The organism is Fibrobacter sp. UWS1 (assembly GCF_002300445.1).
GTDB lineage: Bacteria > Fibrobacterota > Fibrobacteria > Fibrobacterales > Fibrobacteraceae > Hallerella > Hallerella intestinalis.
The window spans coordinates 621,580-638,914 of sequence record NZ_NSGW01000001.1 but is presented as its reverse complement, the minus strand read 5'-3'; the positions used below and the strand labels follow the sequence as shown (position 1 = coordinate 638,914).

At 50.4% G+C, this 17,335-nt stretch carries 17 protein-coding genes; 13 read left to right on the top strand and 4 right to left on the bottom strand.

Going from position 1 to position 17,335, the window contains the following annotated elements:
- Window positions 1-161 precede the first annotated feature (161 nt).
- Window positions 162-758, bottom strand: a complete 597-nt coding sequence (locus tag BGX14_RS02670; RefSeq protein WP_143159292.1) for a hypothetical protein — start codon at window positions 756-758, stop codon at window positions 162-164.
- A gap of 175 nt (window positions 759-933) precedes the next feature.
- On the bottom strand, window positions 934-2,142 hold the full coding sequence (locus BGX14_RS02665; RefSeq protein ID WP_095878730.1) for an IS4 family transposase: 1,209 nt from the start codon (window positions 2,140-2,142) through the stop codon (window positions 934-936).
- A gap of 267 nt (window positions 2,143-2,409) precedes the next feature.
- On the opposite strand from BGX14_RS02665, the gene BGX14_RS02660 reads away from it, so the two are divergent.
- Window positions 2,410-3,111: an OmpA family protein gene (locus BGX14_RS02660; RefSeq protein ID WP_073302213.1), complete on the top strand. Its 702-nt coding sequence runs from the start codon at window positions 2,410-2,412 to the stop codon at window positions 3,109-3,111.
- A gap of 159 nt (window positions 3,112-3,270) precedes the next feature.
- Here the strand turns inward: BGX14_RS02660 and BGX14_RS02655 are convergent, their stop codons facing one another.
- Window positions 3,271-4,245 carry a hypothetical protein gene (locus tag BGX14_RS02655; protein WP_095878985.1) on the bottom strand — a complete coding sequence of 325 codons (975 nt, stop codon included), beginning with the start codon at window positions 4,243-4,245 and terminating at the stop codon, window positions 3,271-3,273.
- Between the two features lie 79 nt (window positions 4,246-4,324).
- Window positions 4,325-4,756, bottom strand: coding sequence for a hypothetical protein (locus BGX14_RS02650; protein ID WP_073302209.1), 432 nt, complete (start codon window positions 4,754-4,756; stop codon window positions 4,325-4,327).
- A gap of 38 nt (window positions 4,757-4,794) precedes the next feature.
- Here BGX14_RS02650 and thiL point away from each other — a divergent pair, with 38 nt between their 5' ends.
- The 12 genes from thiL to BGX14_RS02590 all read left to right on the top strand — a co-directional run bounded on the left by thiL (window position 4,795) and on the right by BGX14_RS02590 (window position 17,323).
- The gene (gene thiL / locus BGX14_RS02645) at window positions 4,795-5,784 is read left to right on the top strand and encodes a thiamine-phosphate kinase (RefSeq protein ID WP_073302207.1); all 990 of its coding nucleotides are present in this window, start codon (window positions 4,795-4,797) and stop codon (window positions 5,782-5,784) included.
- A 156-nt stretch (window positions 5,785-5,940) separates the two neighbouring features.
- On the top strand, window positions 5,941-7,884 hold the full coding sequence (locus BGX14_RS02640) for a GspE/PulE family protein (RefSeq protein ID WP_233126376.1): 1,944 nt from the start codon (window positions 5,941-5,943) through the stop codon (window positions 7,882-7,884).
- On the top strand, window positions 7,884-10,337 hold the full coding sequence (locus BGX14_RS02635) for an ATP-dependent helicase (RefSeq protein ID WP_095878984.1): 2,454 nt from the start codon (window positions 7,884-7,886) through the stop codon (window positions 10,335-10,337). Before BGX14_RS02640 ends, BGX14_RS02635 begins: the two co-directional genes overlap by 1 nt.
- 83 nt (window positions 10,338-10,420) lie before the next feature.
- Entirely contained in the window at window positions 10,421-10,705 is a 285-nt protein-coding gene (gatC, locus tag BGX14_RS02630; RefSeq protein ID WP_095878983.1) for an Asp-tRNA(Asn)/Glu-tRNA(Gln) amidotransferase subunit GatC, read from the top strand.
- Between the two features lie 14 nt (window positions 10,706-10,719).
- The gene (locus BGX14_RS02625; RefSeq protein ID WP_095878982.1) at window positions 10,720-11,433 is read left to right on the top strand and encodes a 3-deoxy-manno-octulosonate cytidylyltransferase; all 714 of its coding nucleotides are present in this window, start codon (window positions 10,720-10,722) and stop codon (window positions 11,431-11,433) included.
- On the top strand, window positions 11,430-13,073 hold the full coding sequence (gene pyrG / locus BGX14_RS02620) for a glutamine hydrolyzing CTP synthase (RefSeq protein WP_095878981.1): 1,644 nt from the start codon (window positions 11,430-11,432) through the stop codon (window positions 13,071-13,073). Before BGX14_RS02625 ends, pyrG begins: the two co-directional genes overlap by 4 nt.
- Window positions 13,060-13,494 (top strand): helix-hairpin-helix domain-containing protein, encoded by a 435-nt coding sequence (locus BGX14_RS02615; protein WP_095878980.1) that lies wholly within the window; start codon window positions 13,060-13,062, stop codon window positions 13,492-13,494. Before pyrG ends, BGX14_RS02615 begins: the two co-directional genes overlap by 14 nt.
- Before the next feature lie 34 nt (window positions 13,495-13,528).
- The gene (locus BGX14_RS02610) at window positions 13,529-14,440 is read left to right on the top strand and encodes a hypothetical protein (RefSeq protein ID WP_073302197.1); all 912 of its coding nucleotides are present in this window, start codon (window positions 13,529-13,531) and stop codon (window positions 14,438-14,440) included.
- Window positions 14,433-15,458 (top strand): hypothetical protein, encoded by a 1,026-nt coding sequence (locus BGX14_RS02605; protein WP_073302195.1) that lies wholly within the window; start codon window positions 14,433-14,435, stop codon window positions 15,456-15,458. Before BGX14_RS02610 ends, BGX14_RS02605 begins: the two co-directional genes overlap by 8 nt.
- On the top strand, window positions 15,458-15,991 hold the full coding sequence (gene rsmD / locus BGX14_RS02600; protein WP_073302193.1) for a 16S rRNA (guanine(966)-N(2))-methyltransferase RsmD: 534 nt from the start codon (window positions 15,458-15,460) through the stop codon (window positions 15,989-15,991). Before BGX14_RS02605 ends, rsmD begins: the two co-directional genes overlap by 1 nt.
- A gap of 10 nt (window positions 15,992-16,001) precedes the next feature.
- A complete protein-coding gene (coaD, locus tag BGX14_RS02595) occupies window positions 16,002-16,487 on the top strand; it encodes a pantetheine-phosphate adenylyltransferase (RefSeq protein WP_233126375.1) in 486 nt (161 codons plus the stop codon).
- Entirely contained in the window at window positions 16,487-17,323 is an 837-nt protein-coding gene (locus BGX14_RS02590; protein WP_233126374.1) for a rhomboid family intramembrane serine protease, read from the top strand. Before coaD ends, BGX14_RS02590 begins: the two co-directional genes overlap by 1 nt.
- Window positions 17,324-17,335 lie beyond the last annotated feature (12 nt).

Genomic DNA, 17,335 nt, shown 5'->3' with positions numbered 1-17,335 from the left:
GATCCGTCCTTGGGTGCCGAAATAGCTCCTGTCGCCCCGAACCCCTAAGGGGTGAAGTAATCTTTGTGAGCGTCAAGTTTGCCACGCCTACGGTTCGACATGACGCCGGGCGGGCCCTTGCCATCGGGGAGTGCGCGGGTTCTGTCTTTCCATTTTTAGAGCTAGTTTGCCCGTTCGGGGGCATTGCTCGTTTCGGCATCTTCGCTGTGTAAAATTGCTTCCATATTTTGTACTATATATTCCTGCGCTTGTTTGCCGTAAATTACATACATATAGTCCGTACCCTTTAAATTGACCATTCTTTCCGCCCGGATTCCAATCCGGCGTCCTTTTCCCGTTGGCATCGTGACGTTTTTCTGAAATTCCTGGTTGAATACCTCGGTTAAGAATCCATGAGACTTAAGCCACTGCGTTATCGGCTTATAGGACAATTTCTGATAAATCCTGTCGTCCACGAATTCATTAATCTGTTTTACAAACCTCGATATAGCCAAGTCCTCTCGATAGGCGAAGTCGGCAAGAGCCGCCATCGGAAACGCCTGCTTGTCCGCTTTCTTTAGTTTGCTCCCTGTATAACCGCCATGGCACTTGACCTCTTCCAATACTTCTTTTACAAAATACATACAGCGAATCACATGGGGATTATTAAGGACGCTGTCGGCCTCGACAGGCACATTGTTCACCGGATTGTTGCCATCCGCAATTCTTTGCACGTAGATGATTGCGGTTTCCAGTTTGTTCATGTCTATCCATTTCATAGAATCGCCTCTCCTAATAATTATAGGCCTTTTGAAAAGTTCATTCATGCTTGAAATTCGGAAGTGGACTGTTGAAAATTATTGTTATCCGCTAAACTTTAATTCATGAATTCATAATCCCCAAAACGTCCCGTTTTCAAGGAAAACGGGACTTGTTTCAAAATACGAGCCCCCTTCAGTTCAGTTGGGACAGGAATGACTGCTGTGATTGCGGTGGAGCGAGTCCACCGACGTATGCATCCCTTACAGCCTTTATTGGAGATTCCAGGAGTTTGTACAGGTCTACGTAGTAGGTTGCACACTGGCGTATCAGCAGAACCGTGCTGGAGAAACTCAGCTTCCTTTTTGTCTGCGCACGAACAATGGCTGTCAGCAGGTTAGCTATCATTACTATCCAGATCTGTATCCGGATCGCATTCTCGCTGTCTCCGTAAAAGAAATGAAGCGGAAAATTCTGCTTGAGACTGCGGTAGAAGGTTTCTATCTGCCAGCGTCTTCGATAAATTTCGACTATTTCCTTGGCAGGAAGTTCATTGTTGTTCGTAAGCAGCCGCCATGTCTTTCCCGTCTCCTCGACATAATGTTCGACTATGCGGGCCCTGTGAACTCGCTCCTTCTTGCGGGAGACAAAATGAAATTGGACATTCTCGTCCCGAAGTATGTTGTCTGAAACGGGGTTGTCCGACACATGGTCGTACTTGAGGTTCTTCTTCATCCTGGTCACGTAGGTCGTTTTCTTTTTGGAGAAGCTCTCGAACAACTTGTAGTCGATGTATGCCCTGTCTATAGCAAGAAATGATTCCGAGGGAAGCTTGACTTTCTTGAGTTCAGTGCTGTCATGTTTCGCTGCCGGGGTCACGATGACGAACTCCGGCGCTCCAGACGAATCCTTCATCACGGTGTGCGCCTTGACTCCGCCCTTCTTCTTGCCCAGCTTCGGGTTCCTGCCGGCACCCTTCATCACGTCGGTGAAGAGGGAGACAGTCGTCGAGTCCATGACATAAAGCCTTTTGGACCAAAAATAGTCCCGGCTGTCCGCTAAACAGTGCTCGTACTTCTTGTGCAACTCATGGTAGAGCCGTTCGAATATCGCGGCCGGTCTCCGTCCGTTCGCGTCAGCGAATGTGCTTCTTTTGGGGATCTCCGTAAGTCCGGCGTGGACTAGCCGTCTCGATTCCGCTTCGAGCCCCAGCAAGATTTGATTGATGGACTTGTACTGCTCCATGACGGAAAACAAGAGCACAAGCAAATGCTGGTACGCATCGAACTTCTTGACATAGCGTTCCCCGCCGTTCTGTCTAGATAGGGACAGGACAAGGTTCTTGGGAATAAGCTTCATTATCTGGGAAAATACCGGCTGTCCGCTAAAGTTGCTATCTTTCATACTGCTTTTGGTTCCTTTTATTTGTGGTTATTTAAAACGATACCAAAAGTGACGGCTCTCGATTATCGGGAACCGTCTTTTTTTATAACTTTTCTACGAAATTGATTAACTTTTAGCGGACACTATTAATTGAAAATATAATTTCCATTTCGTGCGACGGTTGAGCAACAAGGCGTAGTTCCCCCAATCGTTTCCAACTCTCCTCTTCCCGCTCTTCCCCAATTTCAAAATTTTCCTATTTTTTCGCCCGTCTTTGGAGATTTTACAATGAAACATTTTGCTCTTTTCCTTGCTGCGGCGTTCTCTGTGACCTTTGCTAAAGATTTGGCTCCCAACAAGACGCACGCGGTTTTGAATATCTCTTATACGAATTTCGACGATGTTCCGCAAAAGAACAAGACTTTGACTTTTGTCGGGGAGAAGAAACCCAAAAACAAGATTGTCGTGAAAACGAATGGCTACGGGGAAGTTTCGTTTTTGATTCCCCGCGAGGACTCCTATACGATTCTGTGCGAAAGTTTGACGGGCGCTTTTGAATGCGGCAAGACTCCTTATGTTTCTTTGAAGGCTAGCTACGGCTCGGTGAATGTGGCGTTTGACGACACCCGTGCGGAATTGCACGGCGTTTCATTCAAGGCGGGAAGTGCGGAGCTTTTGCCTTCGTCGCTTTCGACGTTGGACAAGACGATTGCGGGTCTCAAAAAGAACGCCAAGGCAAAAGTGGAAATCGAAGGGCACACGAGTTCCGAGGGCGGCGAAGAATTTAACCAGAAACTCTCCGAAGACCGCGCGAACAGCGTCCGGGATTATATGATTCAAAAGGGAATTTCCAAAGATCGCGTGACGGCGGTCGGCTACGGATTTTCCCGGCCCAAGGCGTCGAACGATACCGAAGACGGCAGACGCCAGAACCGCAGAATTGAAGTTCGGGTGACAAATCCCGACGAGGTGAATGTTTCCGCGGAATAGGTACCTTTTCATTAGAGTGGCTATTTGTTAGTGGTCAGTTATCAGTTGTTAGTTATGAGTTGGGAGTTGGAACTTAGAACTGAGAACTTAGAACTGGGAACTTAGAACTTAGAACTTAGAACTGGGAACTGAGAACTAATAGTTGGTCGCTTCCAAAAGTTACCGAAGCGCTTCCGACTGGATTTTCCAAACCTGTTCGGGATTGTCGGACGTAAGCCAGGAAAGGTAAGCGTTTCCTTTAAAGGACCAGGCGAAGATGTTTTGGATTCCCGCTCGGCGGGCTTCTTCAGTAGCGATTGCGATGTCGTTTTCCCGTCCGCTTTCAATCTGGTAATTTTTAATCCACATTTGCGCTTCTTTGCCGAATGTTTTGGCGATGCTTGCAATGCGCTTGGAAATCTGTGCGTAATTCAAACGGATTTTTTCTTCGGAATCCCCGCGCTCCCAGTAAGGGTCGCAGGCGATTTCATCGACGGAGGGAAGCTTGGCGATTTGTTCCCAGTCGTCAAGTCCGGCGGGAAACCAGGGCGGGAGCATGCAGACGCAGTTCCTTTTTCCGCGGGCGTGCACGTCGGCTGTCATTTCGGCAAGGAAATCGACAAGGGAATCTTCCCGGAATTTTTTCACCTCTTCGGTTAGGGCCACTGGCATTTCGCAGCCGAACTGTTCCCGGAATTTTTGTTTGCACGCAGGGCAGCGGCACGCCCAGTTTTCCAATTTTCCCTTTTCAAAGTAGAAATGCGGCTCATCCCAAAAAATGGTTTCGACTCGGGATTTGCAGACGCTTTCTATCCAGCGGTGCATGTAGGCGCGGAACTTCGGCTGGTTGGGGCAGGCTGCGACAGAAGGACTTCCGTCCAGGGAAATCTGGCAGAGGGAATGATCCCGGGCGGTGAGTTCCGAATACGCTTCGCCACCGAAAACCCGTCCGACTCCCCAGGGATTCGCATAGACGGTGAATCCGGCGTCTGCGGACAAGTCGATGATGCGCCGCATCGTTTCGGGGTAGTATTGCTCGTCTTCTTCGGACCAGGTATGCAAAATGCAGTTGAATCCCGCTCGGCGGATTTCGTTCAGGTCGTCGATGATCCGTTCCGGATTTCGTACGCCAAAATAGGCGATTCCTTTTTTCATGGGCAAAACCTTTTAGGGAGAGATTTCTGGATGCGCGATGGCCTTGAATATCGCCGCCGGAATTCGGGCTTCTTGCGTTTCAGGGCTTGAATGTGGCATTCGACCATTGCGGCGTGGTCGCTTCGTCGAGAACATATTGCAGGACTTCGTCCCAGGAATTTTTGTTCACGGGTTTCGGCAATAGGAACGCTTCGTTAGAATCCCTGTCGATGGGATAATCTTTTTCTACCAGTTCGACAATCCAGGATTCCGGGATGGCGTCTCGGAGCCTTTTCCCAAAGAGGACGGATTCCTTTGTCGGCGCAGAAGCGTGGTCGAGAACGATGAGCGCTGGCGATTCGCCTTGGGATAGCGGAGTGTCCAGGGCCTTTTCGCCCTGCGCAATGCCTTTGCACGTGTAGATGGCGGTGTCTGCGGAAATATCATGGGAAAGCATCCAATCGAGAGTCCAATTGGCGATTTCCGAAAGATCCGTCGCAGGGTCGTCAGAGATGAAAAAAATGTGTCCCACGGGTGAAAAAATAACTAAAAATTTTAGCTTTACAGCAAATGGAAAAAACATCTTGGCATTTTCCCCCGTTGGGGGAGTTCGATTTTATACGGCAGATTCTTTCGGATAATGTCCCGATGGACAAAGCGTCTCCTTCGGAACGCCTGTGGCTCGGCGCCGGCGATGATTGCGCTATTTTTGACGGCTGGCTTGTGACCAAGGATATGTCGGCGGAAAATTCGCATTTCCGTCTGGACTGGTCGTCTCCGGAGCAGGCGGTGGAAAAGTGCATCGTCTCCAATGTCTCGGATATTTCGGCGATGGGCGGGGAAGCGGCGTTAGCACTTCTCGGTATTTGCGTGAACAAAAATTGGGATGCGTCCGTTCGGGCGCGGATTGCGGAAGCCTTTTCCAAAGGATTTTCTAAACGGGGAATTTCTCTTATCGGCGGCGACATCGTTTCTGCCGACGAAGGCCTGTTTTCGATTACGATGCTCGGTCGTGCAGTCGGGAAGCCGCTTCTCCGTTCGGGGGCAAAGCCGGGGGAGACCGTCTTCGTTTCGAGTCCAATTGGGGCGAGCGGAGCGGGACTGTGGGCTTTTTTGCACGGAAAGCAGGAAGATGCCGAAATCCAAGACGTCGTGTCTGAACACTTGTGCCCGAAAATCGACGAGAAATTCGGGGCGAATCTGGTGCACGCGGGAATCTCCGGCGGTTGCGTGGACCTCTCGGACGGCCTCAGCTCGGAATTGAACCACCTCGCGCTTTCTTCCGGGGTGAAAATTCGCATTGAAGAAAGCAAAATTCCCGTTCATCCGGGGGCGGTTCGCCTTTCGGAAAAATACGGAGTGGACGTTCGTGAGTTCTGGCTGCGGGGCGGCGAAGACTACCGCTTGCTTTTTACTTCGGACGATACCGAAGAAACCTTGCGGGAAAAAGGGGTTTCCGCCTATGCCGTGGGCCATGTTCTGGAAGGCTCCGGGGTGGAAATGATTTCCCGAACGGGAAGCGTGGAAAGGATTTGCGCTGCCGGCTGGTCGCATTTGTAGCATCAAAGGAGAAAAAGTGGATTGGGCGGTCTCTTTCTCGCCTGCCAAATTGTATATTTTCCTGCAAAATTCGCTGAAAAGACTTTTTGAAAAAGACGGTATCCCGTTTGGGCCGTTCCCGGCGAGGAATGTTTCGCGTTTTCAAAAAGGGAATGGATGTCGAATCGTAAGGACAACGTTGAAATCGGGTGGTTTATGGGATCTGGAAAAAAAATTGGCGAACTCCTGCTGCGTCAGGGAGTCATTGACGAAGATCAGCTGAAACACGCGTTGAGCGAAAACGAGCGGACAAAAATTCCGCTTCCGAAAATCCTTGTGCGCCTGGGGATGGTCAGCGAAGAAGTCTTGACGAATATTCTGGGCGTGCAGCTGCGCAATACGACCCGGATGCGTATCGGCGAAATGCTCTTGAAGCACGGCTTCATCACGGAAGCCCAGCTGAACAAGGCACTGGAAGAACAGAAAAAAACGGGTCAGCGGCTTGGACGGACGCTGGTGTCTTTGGGATTCATGCCCGAAGAACGGCTGGTGGAAATCCTTTCCGCCCAATTTGAAGTCCCCTATGTCAAACTGACGAATTTCAATATCGATTCGGAAGTCCACAACCTGATTTCCGAAGATGTCTGCCGTACTTATAAAATCGTCCCGCTTTTTGTGACCGACAAGACGCTGACGATTGCGATGATGGATCCGACGAATGTCCGGGTTGTCGATATTGTGAAGTTCAAGTCCCAGATGGATGTGGACGTCGTGATGGCGAATGAAAAAGACGTCATGGCGGCTATCGATCGGGTCTATGCGACCACAGCATCCGGCGATTCGTTGGAATCCTTGTTGAATAAGGCGAAAGCGGAAGGTTCCGAAGAACTGGAAACGGTGGACCGGGAAGCGGAAGCCCAGCAGGACGCTGCCCTGACCGATGAAGAAGGCCAGCAGGTTGTCAAAATCGTGACCTCGCTGATTCAGGAAGCGATTGCCAGCCATGCATCCGATATTCATTTGGAACCGCAGGAAACTTTCTTAAAGCTCCGTTATCGCATCGATGGCGACCTTCAAGTTCAAGCGCCGATTCCCGCCCGCCTGATGCCGCAGATTCTTTCGAGAATCAAATTGCTCGCCAAGATGGACATCGCGGAAAAGCGCAAACCTTTGGATGGCCGTTTCACGGTTCGATATCGCGGCAGCGAAGTGGACTTGCGTGTCAGCTCCTTTCCCGTTTCCCTCCGCAAGCGCGGCGTCTGCGAAAAAATCGTCATGCGTATTTTGGACCCGAATTCGGGCCAGTTCCCGCTGAAGGACATGGGATTTGCGCCCATCATGTTCAAGCAGTTCAAAGACGCGATCAATTCGCCGAACGGCATTGTGCTGGTGACGGGTCCGACGGGCTCCGGTAAATCGACGACTCTTTACGCGTCTATCCGGGAAATTCTCGATCCGACAATCAATATCTCGACGATGGAAGACCCTGTGGAATTGAATATCGATGGGGTGAACCAGGGACAGATCAACGTGGCTGCGGGATTTACTTTTGCGGCGGGCATCCGTGCACTTCTCCGTCAAGACCCCGATGTGATTATGATCGGCGAAATGCGTGACAAGGAAACGTCTTCCATGGCCATCGAAGCTGCTCTGACGGGGCACTTGGTGTTCAGCACTCTCCATACGAACGACTCTTCGGGTTCTTTCCCGCGTCTTTTGGAAATGGGGCTGGAACCCTTCCTTGTCGCGACGGTTATGAAAGGAATTCTGGCGCAGCGACTGGTGCGCCGTATCTGCAAGCACTGCAAGGAGCCTGTCGATATTTCTCCGGAACTTCGAGAAGAGCTGCACCTGGATCCCAGTATGCAGTTCTATCACGGCAGGGGTTGCGAACATTGCGACGGTTCGGGCTACAAGGGGCGTTGCGGCATTTACGAATTTCTGGTACCCAACGAAGCGGTGCGGAATGCGGTCGTGAAGCGCGCCTCTGGCGATGAAATCAAGCAGATTGCCATGAGGGAATGCAACATGATTACCCTGCGCATGGATGGAATGCAAAAGGCTTTGGAAGGCCTTACCACTTTGGAGCAAGTTCTCGGCTCCTCGAATCCGGATGACTAATGCCAAAAATTGTTGATTTTGCTTGCCTTCAGAAAGAATTGAACGAAGAACAGGTCGCTGCTGCGATAAAAACCGAAGGCCCGGCGTTGATTCTTGCCGGAGCGGGTTCGGGAAAAACCCGGACGATTACCTATAAAATCGCGCATCTGATTTCTTCCAAGGGCGTGGATCCCCGGCGGATTCTTGCGGTGACTTTCACAAATAAAGCGGCGCGAGAAATGAAGGGGCGCATTCAGCAGATTTTGGAAAGCGACGTCTCGCTGGAATGGATGGGGACGTTTCATTCCATCTGTGTCCGCATTTTGCGGCTGTGCCTTGCGAATGAACGGATTGTGCAGGCTTTGGGCTGGAAAATCAATCGGAATTTTTCGATTTACGATGACGACGACCAGAAAAAAATCCTAAAGGAAATTTTGAAGCCGATTTTTGGCGAAGAAATGGACGCTCAAAAATTGAAGCAGGCCAGATCGGCGATTTCTCGATACAAAAACGGCGTGCACAAGGAATTGCTTCCCGACGGCAGTTCGAAAATCGTGTTGCAGACTCCGGCGGTCGCTTTGGAAAAAGCCGCCTTTCCGGATCAGGTTCAAATGGCGGGCATCTATCGGGACTATCAGGCAAAGCTCGATGATGCGAATGCGATGGATTTTGACGACTTGCTTTTGAACGCGGTGGATCTTTTACAAAAACTTCCGCAGGTCGCCGCACAATTTGCGGGCCGTTTTCAATATGTCGTCGTCGATGAATACCAGGACACGAACGATGTCCAATACGAATTGCTGAAACTCTTGATCAACCGGGCGCAGCAGAACGTGACTGTCGTCGGCGACGATGACCAGAGCATTTATGGCTGGCGAGGGGCGAACATCGAAATCATTCGCCATTTCTCGCAGGATTTTGACGGCGTGACTTTTTTCAAGCTAGAGCGGAATTACCGTTCTTCGGCCAATATCGTTCGTGGAGCTGGTGCGGTTATTGCCCACAATGAACGTCCGCTGGAAATGACAAAAAACGTCTATTCCAAGGAGCCGCCCGGCGATCCGATTCATGTTGTACATATTTTAGCGGATACCTTTGAAGCGGAACAGATAGCCAAGCGCATCGCTTCGGCGGGCAAAGAATGTTATGCGCAGACTGCGATTTTTTACCGGACGAATGCGCAATCCCGCGCCATCGAAAAAGCGTTGAACAATTTGCGGATTCCCTGCGTGATTTTTGGCGGCACCCGTTTCTGGGATAGAAAGGAAGTGCGGGATGTTTTGGCGTATATGCGCCTGCTTTCAAACCCGAAGGACGATGCGGCGCTATTGCGGATTATCAACACGCCGCCGCGCGGGATTGGCAACGGCTCGCTGGATGCTTTGCGCTTGTCGGCAACGGCAAATTCCTGTTCTCTGTGGGAAGCCATGCCGTTGGAAATCGCCAAAGGCGGGCGCTCTGCCAAAGGATTTGAAAATTTCAGGAATCTTGCGGAACTCTGGCTGGCGATGCTCCGGAACAAGGAAGCGCTTCCGATTATTGCAGAACACATCGTCCAAGACACGTTCTATAAAGAGTTCCTCAAAAAGGAAGACGAATCGACAGCCGAAGAACGCGCCCAGAACCTGGACGAAATGGTGAACGCTTTCCGCGAATTTGAAGAAGACAATCCGGACAAGGGACTGGACGAATTTTTACAGGAAATTTCCCTGCTGACCGATGCCGATAAAAAAGTCGAATCGAAAGATACCCGCGTGACCCTGATGACCATCCACATGGCGAAGGGGCTGGAATTTGACACCGTCCATATCGCGGGTTGCGATGAAGGCGTCTTCCCGTTGATCCGGGAATCGAGCGCTTTGGAAACTCCCGACGAACGCAAAAAACAGACGGAAGAAGAGCGCCGACTCTTTTATGTGGGCTGCACCCGGGCGAGACACCAGTTGTATCTGTATCACGCCGGTCGGCGGTTTTGGCAGGGAACCCTTCGTCCGTTTCCGCCTTCGCGATTTTTGGAAGAAATCGATCCGGTCACGGTTTCCGTAGAAGGAAAAAGCAGCGACGACGAGGAACTTTCTTTTACCGGAGCTCCTTGGAATGCTGGCTTCGGAGGCTATGCCGGAAAATCGTCCCGTTCCTATTCAAGTTATGGACAGGAATCGGGATTGTCAAGGAAAAGGACTTTTGCCGCTCGAACTCCAGAACGCGCATCCGGAATGCACAGGACGCAGCGAATCGTTTACAGCAATCCTCCCGTCGTCGAAAAGGTGGAAAAGGGTCCGCGTCTGGTTTACGACGAAAACTGCGACAATCCGTTGCATCGCGGCGTGAAAGTAGGGCATTTGAAATTCGGCAATGGCATTGTGACAAATGTGTCGGGTTCAGGCGAGAATACGCGTGTCGAAGTACGCTTTTCCGACGGAATTGTCAGAAAATTGATTTTAAAATATGCGGGATTGAAAATTTTGGACTAGACAGCGAAGCCAAGTTTTATATCTTTGAAAAAAATGGCGTATTCTGGAAAAACAGAACCGTCGATAAACAGAGAAAGGTCATCATGTTAAGCAAAGAAGAAGTTTTGAAAATCGCCAAGTTGTCCCGGTTGAAAATTTCCGATGCGGAAATCGAATCTTTTGCAAAACCGCTGGACAAGCTTTTGCATTATATGGAAGATTTGAAGGCCTTGGACCTTTCGGATGTAGAACCGATGACCGGAGTGGAAGATGCGCCGACCGTTCTGCGTGAAGACGTGCCGCTGCCTTCCCTCTCGCATGAACAGGCGTTTGCCAATGCGCCGGAAGAGGAAAACGGCCATTTTGTCATTCCGAAAGTCATCGGCTGATTCGCGAGAATTTTATGAAGCCTGAAGTCTCCTGCGTCGTTCCCGCACGGTATTCGTCTTCCCGGTTTCCGGGAAAGCCCCTTGTCCCGATTTGCGGGCGGCCAATGATTCTTCGCACATTAGATAGAGCTATCGCCGCCGGGTGTTTTAGAAATGTCGTCTGCGCTACGGACGACATTCGCATTTTAAAAGCGGTGGAAGAGGCTGGATTTTCGGCGGTGATGACCGCGCCGGCAAAAACGGGTTCCGACCGTGTGGCGGAAGCCGCGCGCAAGCTGGGATTGGATCTGGTGGTGAATTTGCAGGGCGATGAACCCTTGGCGAACCTCCAGACTCTTCGGGATGTGGCAAATGCCCTTGCGGAAGAACCGGAATCCTGGGTAACGGTCGCGGCGCCTCTGGCCGATGCGGACCGGGAAACCCTTTCCATTGTCAAGGTGGAAGTGGATGCGCAAAATTACGCGACGGATTTTGTCCGAGAGATTCCGCCGGGAAATCGCCGATGGATGCGCCATGTGGGAATTTATGCGTATTCCGCAAAGGCGAGAGAAGAGTTTGCTGCGTTGCCGCAGTCGGCTTCCGAAAAGGAACGTTCTTTGGAGCAGCTTCGCATTTTGGGAAAGCGTCCGATCAAAGTTGTGAGTACTACATCCCTTTCTGCGTCGGTCGATTTACCGTCCGATGTGCAAAAGGTCGAAACCCTCTTTTTGAAAATGGGGAAACCATGAAAAAGGAACATGAATATAACGGCAAAACCAAATTTATCGTCGTGACCGGCGGTGTCATTTCCGGCTTGGGCAAAGGCGTTGCGGCGGCGAGTATCGGCGCGCTTCTTTCCAACCGGCTCAAAGTGATTCCGGTGAAATGCGACGGCTATTTGAATACGGATCCCGGGACGATGAATCCGACGGAGCACGGCGAAGTCTATGTGCTTGACGACGGCGGCGAAGTCGATATGGATTTCGGGCATTACGAGCGTTTTTTGAATGTGGTCGCCCGTTCGGATTGGAGCCTGACGATGGGCAAGGTGTTCAAGCTGATTTTGGAAAAGGAACGCCGCGGCGATTTTTTGGGGCATACGGTACAATTTATTCCGCACGTGACCAATGTTATCAAGGAACATTTTTACGAGGTGGCGAACAGCGAAAACGCCGACGTTTTGCTGATTGAAATCGGCGGAACAGTGGGCGATTTGGAAAATCAATTTTTCATCGAAGCCGCTCGGCAGCTTTCGCACGACGTGGGTTCCGAAAATTGCATGTTCGTCCATTTGACGTACGTTCCGATTCCGTCTGGAGTCAAGGAGCAAAAGTCCAAACCGACGCAGATGTCCGTTCGCGAATTGAATGAACGCGGAATCTATCCGGACATCATCATCGCGCGTTGCGAAGAATTTTTGAAACCGCACATCAAGGAAAAAATCGGGCTGTTCTGCAATTTGCCTGCGTCCCATGTGATTTCGGGCGTGGATGTGAAACACGTTTACGAATGCCCGCTGGTTTACGACAAGGAAGGCGTTCCCGAAATCCTGTTGAAAAAATTGCGCATTTATGCGCCGCCCAAACTTGACCGTTGGAGTCGCCTTGTCGATACGATGAATCGGAACGATGTCAGCCCGCGCAAGGTTTTGACCGTCGCCATCGGCGGAAAATACACCCGCTTGGAAGATTCCTATGCGAGCATTGTCGAATCCCTGAATCATGTTTCGGCGCATCTGGATGTCCACGTGGAAATTCGCTGGATTGATACGGAAAAATTGGAAAAGCATCCCGAAGAAGTGGAAAAGGATATGCAGGGGATCGATGCGGTCATCGTTCCTGGCGGCTTTGGAACCCGTGGGATCGAAGGAAAAATCGTGCTTATCCAATACGTGCGAGAACACAAGATTCCATTCCTAGGCATTTGCTACGGTATGCAGCTTGCCGTTGTGGAATTTGCGCGCCACGCCTGTGGACTGGCCGAAGCGGGGACTATGGAAACGGAAGCGGATTCCCATGTCAAAGACCCCGTTATCGCTTATTTGCCCGGACAAGATAAAATTCGGGAGATGGGTGCCTCGATGCGTCTTGGCGGCCACGATGTGCTTATCAGCAAAGGCTCCCTTGCGGAACGGGTTTATGGAGCAACGGAAATCCGGGAACGTTTCCGCCACCGCTACGAAGTGAATCCCGAATATGTGGAACGCTTGGAAAAAGGAGGCATCATTTTCTCCGGCAAGGCGAAAAATGAGAATATCATGCAGATTCTGGAACTTGCGGACCATCCCTTCTTTATGGCTTGCCAGTTTCATCCGGAACTCAAAAGTTCGCTTTTGAAACCCGCACCCCTTTTCCTCGGTCTCTTGAAGGCTGCAGATGAACGGGGCTGAAAAGAAGGTCTTTATATTAGCGATTTTTCTTTTGGGGCTGGGCGCCCTTGTTCGGTATTCCCCGTGGGATCCGGTTCCGCATATAGAATCTTTTGAATATGCGGAAAACGATTCGAATGGAATCGGGGAACAGGAAATGAAGACTTTCGCGTCGTCGGACTCCGAAAAGGGGGCGGCGCGCGATAAAAAGCCGAAAGGCAAGCGGGCAAAAAAGCCCGTGGTCCATTTTCCGATTTCCATCAACAAGGCTTCCGCCGAGGAACTTTGCGCCATCAAAGGGGTCGGACCCAAGCTCGCCGAAAAAATTATCGAATATCGGAACGCGCATGGGGCGTTTTCTGGAGCCAAAGACCTGAAAAAAGTGTCGGGAATCGGCAAGAAAAAAGCGGAGGCCCTCCTCGGCTTTATCGTTTTTGACTAGTTTTATGAAAAATAAAACGTAAGTTGTTGGTATTATGGACGATACGAAGTTACATCTAGGAATTGAAGCCGGCGATGTCCTTCTCAAGGTGGCGCTTTACAACCCCCAGGAGAAGAAAGTTGTCAAAACGGCGATTCTCAATACGGAAACGAATCCGCTGGACGACGTCTCCTCTTTTGAAGCCGCCTTGCAAGCGTGGTTTGCTGAAAATGAAGACGTGAATGTCGGTTCGGTCTCTTTGACCGTGCCGTCTTTTCGGGCTATCGTTCGGCAGGTCTTCATCCCGTCCGAAGCGAAAAACATTCGGGAATATCTCCAGTGGTATTTGGGAACGCTCGTCAATGTCTCCGCCGACGATTATGTTTTGGATTTTGTGGAACTGGGCGGTTCCGCCGAACTCGGGCGCACGGTTTTGATGATTGCCATGCGCAAAATCTGGGTCAATTCCATTCGCAAGGGTTTCCGAAATCAGCAGATAGCTCCGAAAGTTCTGGAAGTGGACATCCTTTCGATCATGAATCTTTTGGAAACCGCTGGCGGTTTGGACGGAAAGCTCCAGTGCGTGATCAAAGCCGATACGAACGGTGTCATGCTGCTGTGGATTTCTCGCGACGACTTGCGCTGCGTGAGCCATTGCCCGACATTTGACCTGGCCGGGAAGAGCCGGGAAGACGCTTATGCGATTCTTTCACAAAATGTGGCGAAACAGATGCGGAGCTCCGAAGAGATTTACGGAATGTCTGTGAACCGCTTTTTGCTTTGCGGCGAACTGGCGACCGATGAACTTTTTGTGCAGAATCTTTTGAAAGAACTCGAAGGCAAATCGCTGAAGTTGATGGATTCTTTTGAAAATATTCGCCTTCCCACAGACGAAGAAAGCGCTAACCACGTCCTTTCTTGCATTGGCGCAATCGGTGTCGCATTGAGGAGCGTAAATCATGATTGAATTGAATTTGATTGAAGCGGCGTCGCAGTCGGTTTCGATTCCAGTCACGCCGGTGACAAAAGAGACGTCGGATTCTGCGCAACGGAATTTTCCGAAACCTCTGATTGCCGTCGCGGCTCTTCTGGTGGTGATTGTCGGATTTTTTGGCTGCTTGAAAGTGGTCGGAATCCCTGCGTTTTTGGAAGGAGCTTTGCCGACTCCGCTTTTGGGGGCATTGGGGATTGAAGATCCCAGCCGTTCTGGTCCCGAAATGAATGTACGCCGGGTCAGCCAGATGACGACTGCGGGTGGAGGTTTGGAACGTCGCAAGGCCGAAGAGGAAGCCGCAGCGGTGCGTCTTGCCCAGGCGAATTCCCCGGAGCGAGTCGTCCAATCCGTGCAGCCGGGAATGTTCCAGAACGAAAAACGTTCCGGCTATGCGGCCATGTTCCCGATGGTTAAAATTGTGTACCAAAAGACATTGGCTGCACAGGTGTTTGAATTTATCAACGCGATTACTCCGGAAGGGGTGAGTTTTGCGGAACTTTCCTATATGGCTCCGAATTTTTATTCCGTCCGTGGTGTGGCAGAAACGCCGCTCATCCAGCGGAACTATTTGGAACGCTTGAAAATGGGAAGTTCCGAATTTAAAACGCCGGAATTGCCGGAAAATGCGCCTGCAACGGCGGTTACTGCATACGGCGTTCTCAATGCCAAGCCGGATATGACAAAAGCGTCTTCGGTGCCGTTTGTCAAAGATGACGAAGTAGCAAAGGAAATCGATTTGCTCAAAAAATTGGATGCGAACGGAAAATTGCGCTTGGCGGGGCTGAAACACGCGAAGGTTGAAGACTTTGGCGTGTATAAAAGTTATACATACAACGTAACTACCAAAGCCGATTTTGTGGTGGTGCTGAAGTTCTTGCAAGCTTTGAGCCAAAGCCCCGCTCGCGTGGGCATAGAACGAATCAAAATGTCGGCTTCGGGGAAAAAAGGCGTATCGACGTCCATGACCCTTGTCGTTTATTCTTCGAACTGATGTCCATTCGTATCACCGGCGGGGAATTTCGCGGACGCCAGATTTCTTCGCCTTTGACTTCAAAGACCCGACCCACGGGCGCCATGGCGCGCGAAGCCCTTTTCAATATCCTGCAAGATGTTTCGGAGTTCAACGTTCTGGATCTTTTTGCGGGATCCGGTGCTGTCGGGATTGAAGCTCTTAGCCGTGGTGCGGAGCAAGTCACTGCGGTCGAAAAAAATAGAGCGCAGGCTCAATCCCTTTTGAACTCTTACAAGTCGCTTGGCGTGGAAGAGAAACTTCATTTGTGCGTAGCCGAAGTGCAGGACTTTTTTTCACGGGCAATCACTAGGGAAGAGCGTTTTGATTTGATTTATGCGGATCCTCCGTTTACCGAAGCCTATCCCGATTTGCAGCCATTTTTAAAACTTCTTTCTCCTCGTGGTGTTGCCGTTTTTGAAATTCCGTCTCGAAAGGCTCCGGAATGGACGCAGGCAGGCAGAATCCGCCGCTATGGAGAAAGCTCGCTCGCTTTCTTTTCGGCAACTTTGTAAATTTGGCGTTATGGAACGCATTGCTGTTTTTGCTGGTTCTTTCGATCCATTTACATTGGCCCATTTGTCGATTGCAAAAAGGGCGAGTTCTCTTTTTGATCGGATTTTTATCGTTGTCGCCCAAAATGTGAACAAAAAATCCTTATTTCCTGTAGAAGTTCGGATGCGCTTCATTCAAAAGGCGGTAGCCGGTTTGCGGAATATTTCCGTAGAATCTTATTCGGGACTGACGGTGGATTTTGCCCAAAAAAATGCGGCAAAGTATTTGGTTCGCGGCATTCGTTCTTCGGCGGAATTTGATGCGGAACGCAACTTGGCGTGGAACAATCGCCGGCTCGCTTCCGAAATAGAAACCGTCTTTTTGCAGATAGAACCGGAATTTGCCGACGTGTCCAGTTCCGCCGTTCGGGAAGTCCTGAAATTCGGCGGCGACATTTCTTCGATGGTTCCTTCCACAATTTTACACGACATCCTTCACGAAACGGAGAAACTCTGATGTTTGGATTGAAACCCTTCCGTTATCTGTCCCAGCCGATTCGCATCCTTTTCATGGCGAATGCCGTTGTTTTTGCCATTTGCTTTTTCTCGCGAACTTTGCATTTGGATTCCCTGTATTCGTATCTGGTCGGCTACGGGGCTTTAGTGCCAGTCGCTTATGAGCAGGCGTGGCGTTATTTGACATACGCGTTCATCCATGTGAATTTCTGGCATTTTGCTTTCAATATGTTCTCGCTCTGGATGTTCGGGGATGATGTCGCTATGGCGATTGGATTTCGCCGTTTTTGGATTCTTTATATTTTCTGCGCGGTCTTTGCCGGGCTTTTCAGCATTCCGTTCTATTTGTTCGGTGCGATGTCGCCGATGACCTTTATCATCGGGGCTTCGGGCGCGTTGATGGGAATTTTTGTCGCTTATGCTCGGCTTTTCCCCGATCGGATGATTCTGATGTTCTTTGTCATTCCGATGCGCATCAAGCACGCTATCTGGATATTCATCGCGTTGGACGTTTTTATGGCGGGTTCCAACGATACCATTGCGCATTTTACGCATTTGGGCGGCGTCCTTTCGGGATTCCTGTGCATGTATTTTTTTGAACACGATATTTGGGCGAAGCTCCGCGGGGAATTTCAAGAAAAGCTTCGTGGAAAGCCCAAGGGAACACCTGAAGATCCGCTCGAAGGGGAAGTACGTTTTCTGGACAATCAAAAGCAGCTGGACATGATTCTCAAAAAAGTGAGTGAATCCGGAGTCAATTCGCTTTCGGAAAGTGAAAAGTCGTTTTTGATTCGGGAAAGCGAGCGTCGTCGCCACGGCGGTTTTCGTGGGTTTTAAATAAAAGGGATT

What these genes read in the sequence shown, in the direction of transcription:
- BGX14_RS02670 (WP_143159292.1), bottom strand. Translation starts at nt 758, where the DNA reads ATGAAATGGATAGACATGAACAAACTGGAAACCGCAATCATCTACGTG.
- BGX14_RS02665 (WP_095878730.1), bottom strand. Translation starts at nt 2,142, where the DNA reads ATGAAAGATAGCAACTTTAGCGGACAGCCGGTATTTTCCCAGATAATG.
- BGX14_RS02660 (WP_073302213.1), top strand. Translation starts at nt 2,410, where the DNA reads ATGAAACATTTTGCTCTTTTCCTTGCTGCGGCGTTCTCTGTGACCTTT.
- BGX14_RS02655 (WP_095878985.1), bottom strand. Translation starts at nt 4,245, where the DNA reads ATGAAAAAAGGAATCGCCTATTTTGGCGTACGAAATCCGGAACGGATC.
- thiL (WP_073302207.1), top strand. Translation starts at nt 4,795, where the DNA reads ATGGAAAAAACATCTTGGCATTTTCCCCCGTTGGGGGAGTTCGATTTT.
- BGX14_RS02640 (WP_233126376.1), top strand. Translation starts at nt 5,941, where the DNA reads ATGTCGAATCGTAAGGACAACGTTGAAATCGGGTGGTTTATGGGATCT.
- BGX14_RS02635 (WP_095878984.1), top strand. Translation starts at nt 7,884, where the DNA reads ATGCCAAAAATTGTTGATTTTGCTTGCCTTCAGAAAGAATTGAACGAA.
- gatC (WP_095878983.1), top strand. Translation starts at nt 10,421, where the DNA reads ATGTTAAGCAAAGAAGAAGTTTTGAAAATCGCCAAGTTGTCCCGGTTG.
- BGX14_RS02625 (WP_095878982.1), top strand. Translation starts at nt 10,720, where the DNA reads ATGAAGCCTGAAGTCTCCTGCGTCGTTCCCGCACGGTATTCGTCTTCC.
- pyrG (WP_095878981.1), top strand. Translation starts at nt 11,430, where the DNA reads ATGAAAAAGGAACATGAATATAACGGCAAAACCAAATTTATCGTCGTG.
- BGX14_RS02615 (WP_095878980.1), top strand. Translation starts at nt 13,060, where the DNA reads ATGAACGGGGCTGAAAAGAAGGTCTTTATATTAGCGATTTTTCTTTTG.
- BGX14_RS02610 (WP_073302197.1), top strand. Translation starts at nt 13,529, where the DNA reads ATGGACGATACGAAGTTACATCTAGGAATTGAAGCCGGCGATGTCCTT.
- BGX14_RS02605 (WP_073302195.1), top strand. Translation starts at nt 14,433, where the DNA reads ATGATTGAATTGAATTTGATTGAAGCGGCGTCGCAGTCGGTTTCGATT.
- rsmD (WP_073302193.1), top strand. Translation starts at nt 15,458, where the DNA reads ATGTCCATTCGTATCACCGGCGGGGAATTTCGCGGACGCCAGATTTCT.
- coaD (WP_233126375.1), top strand. Translation starts at nt 16,002, where the DNA reads ATGGAACGCATTGCTGTTTTTGCTGGTTCTTTCGATCCATTTACATTG.
- BGX14_RS02590 (WP_233126374.1), top strand. Translation starts at nt 16,487, where the DNA reads ATGTTTGGATTGAAACCCTTCCGTTATCTGTCCCAGCCGATTCGCATC.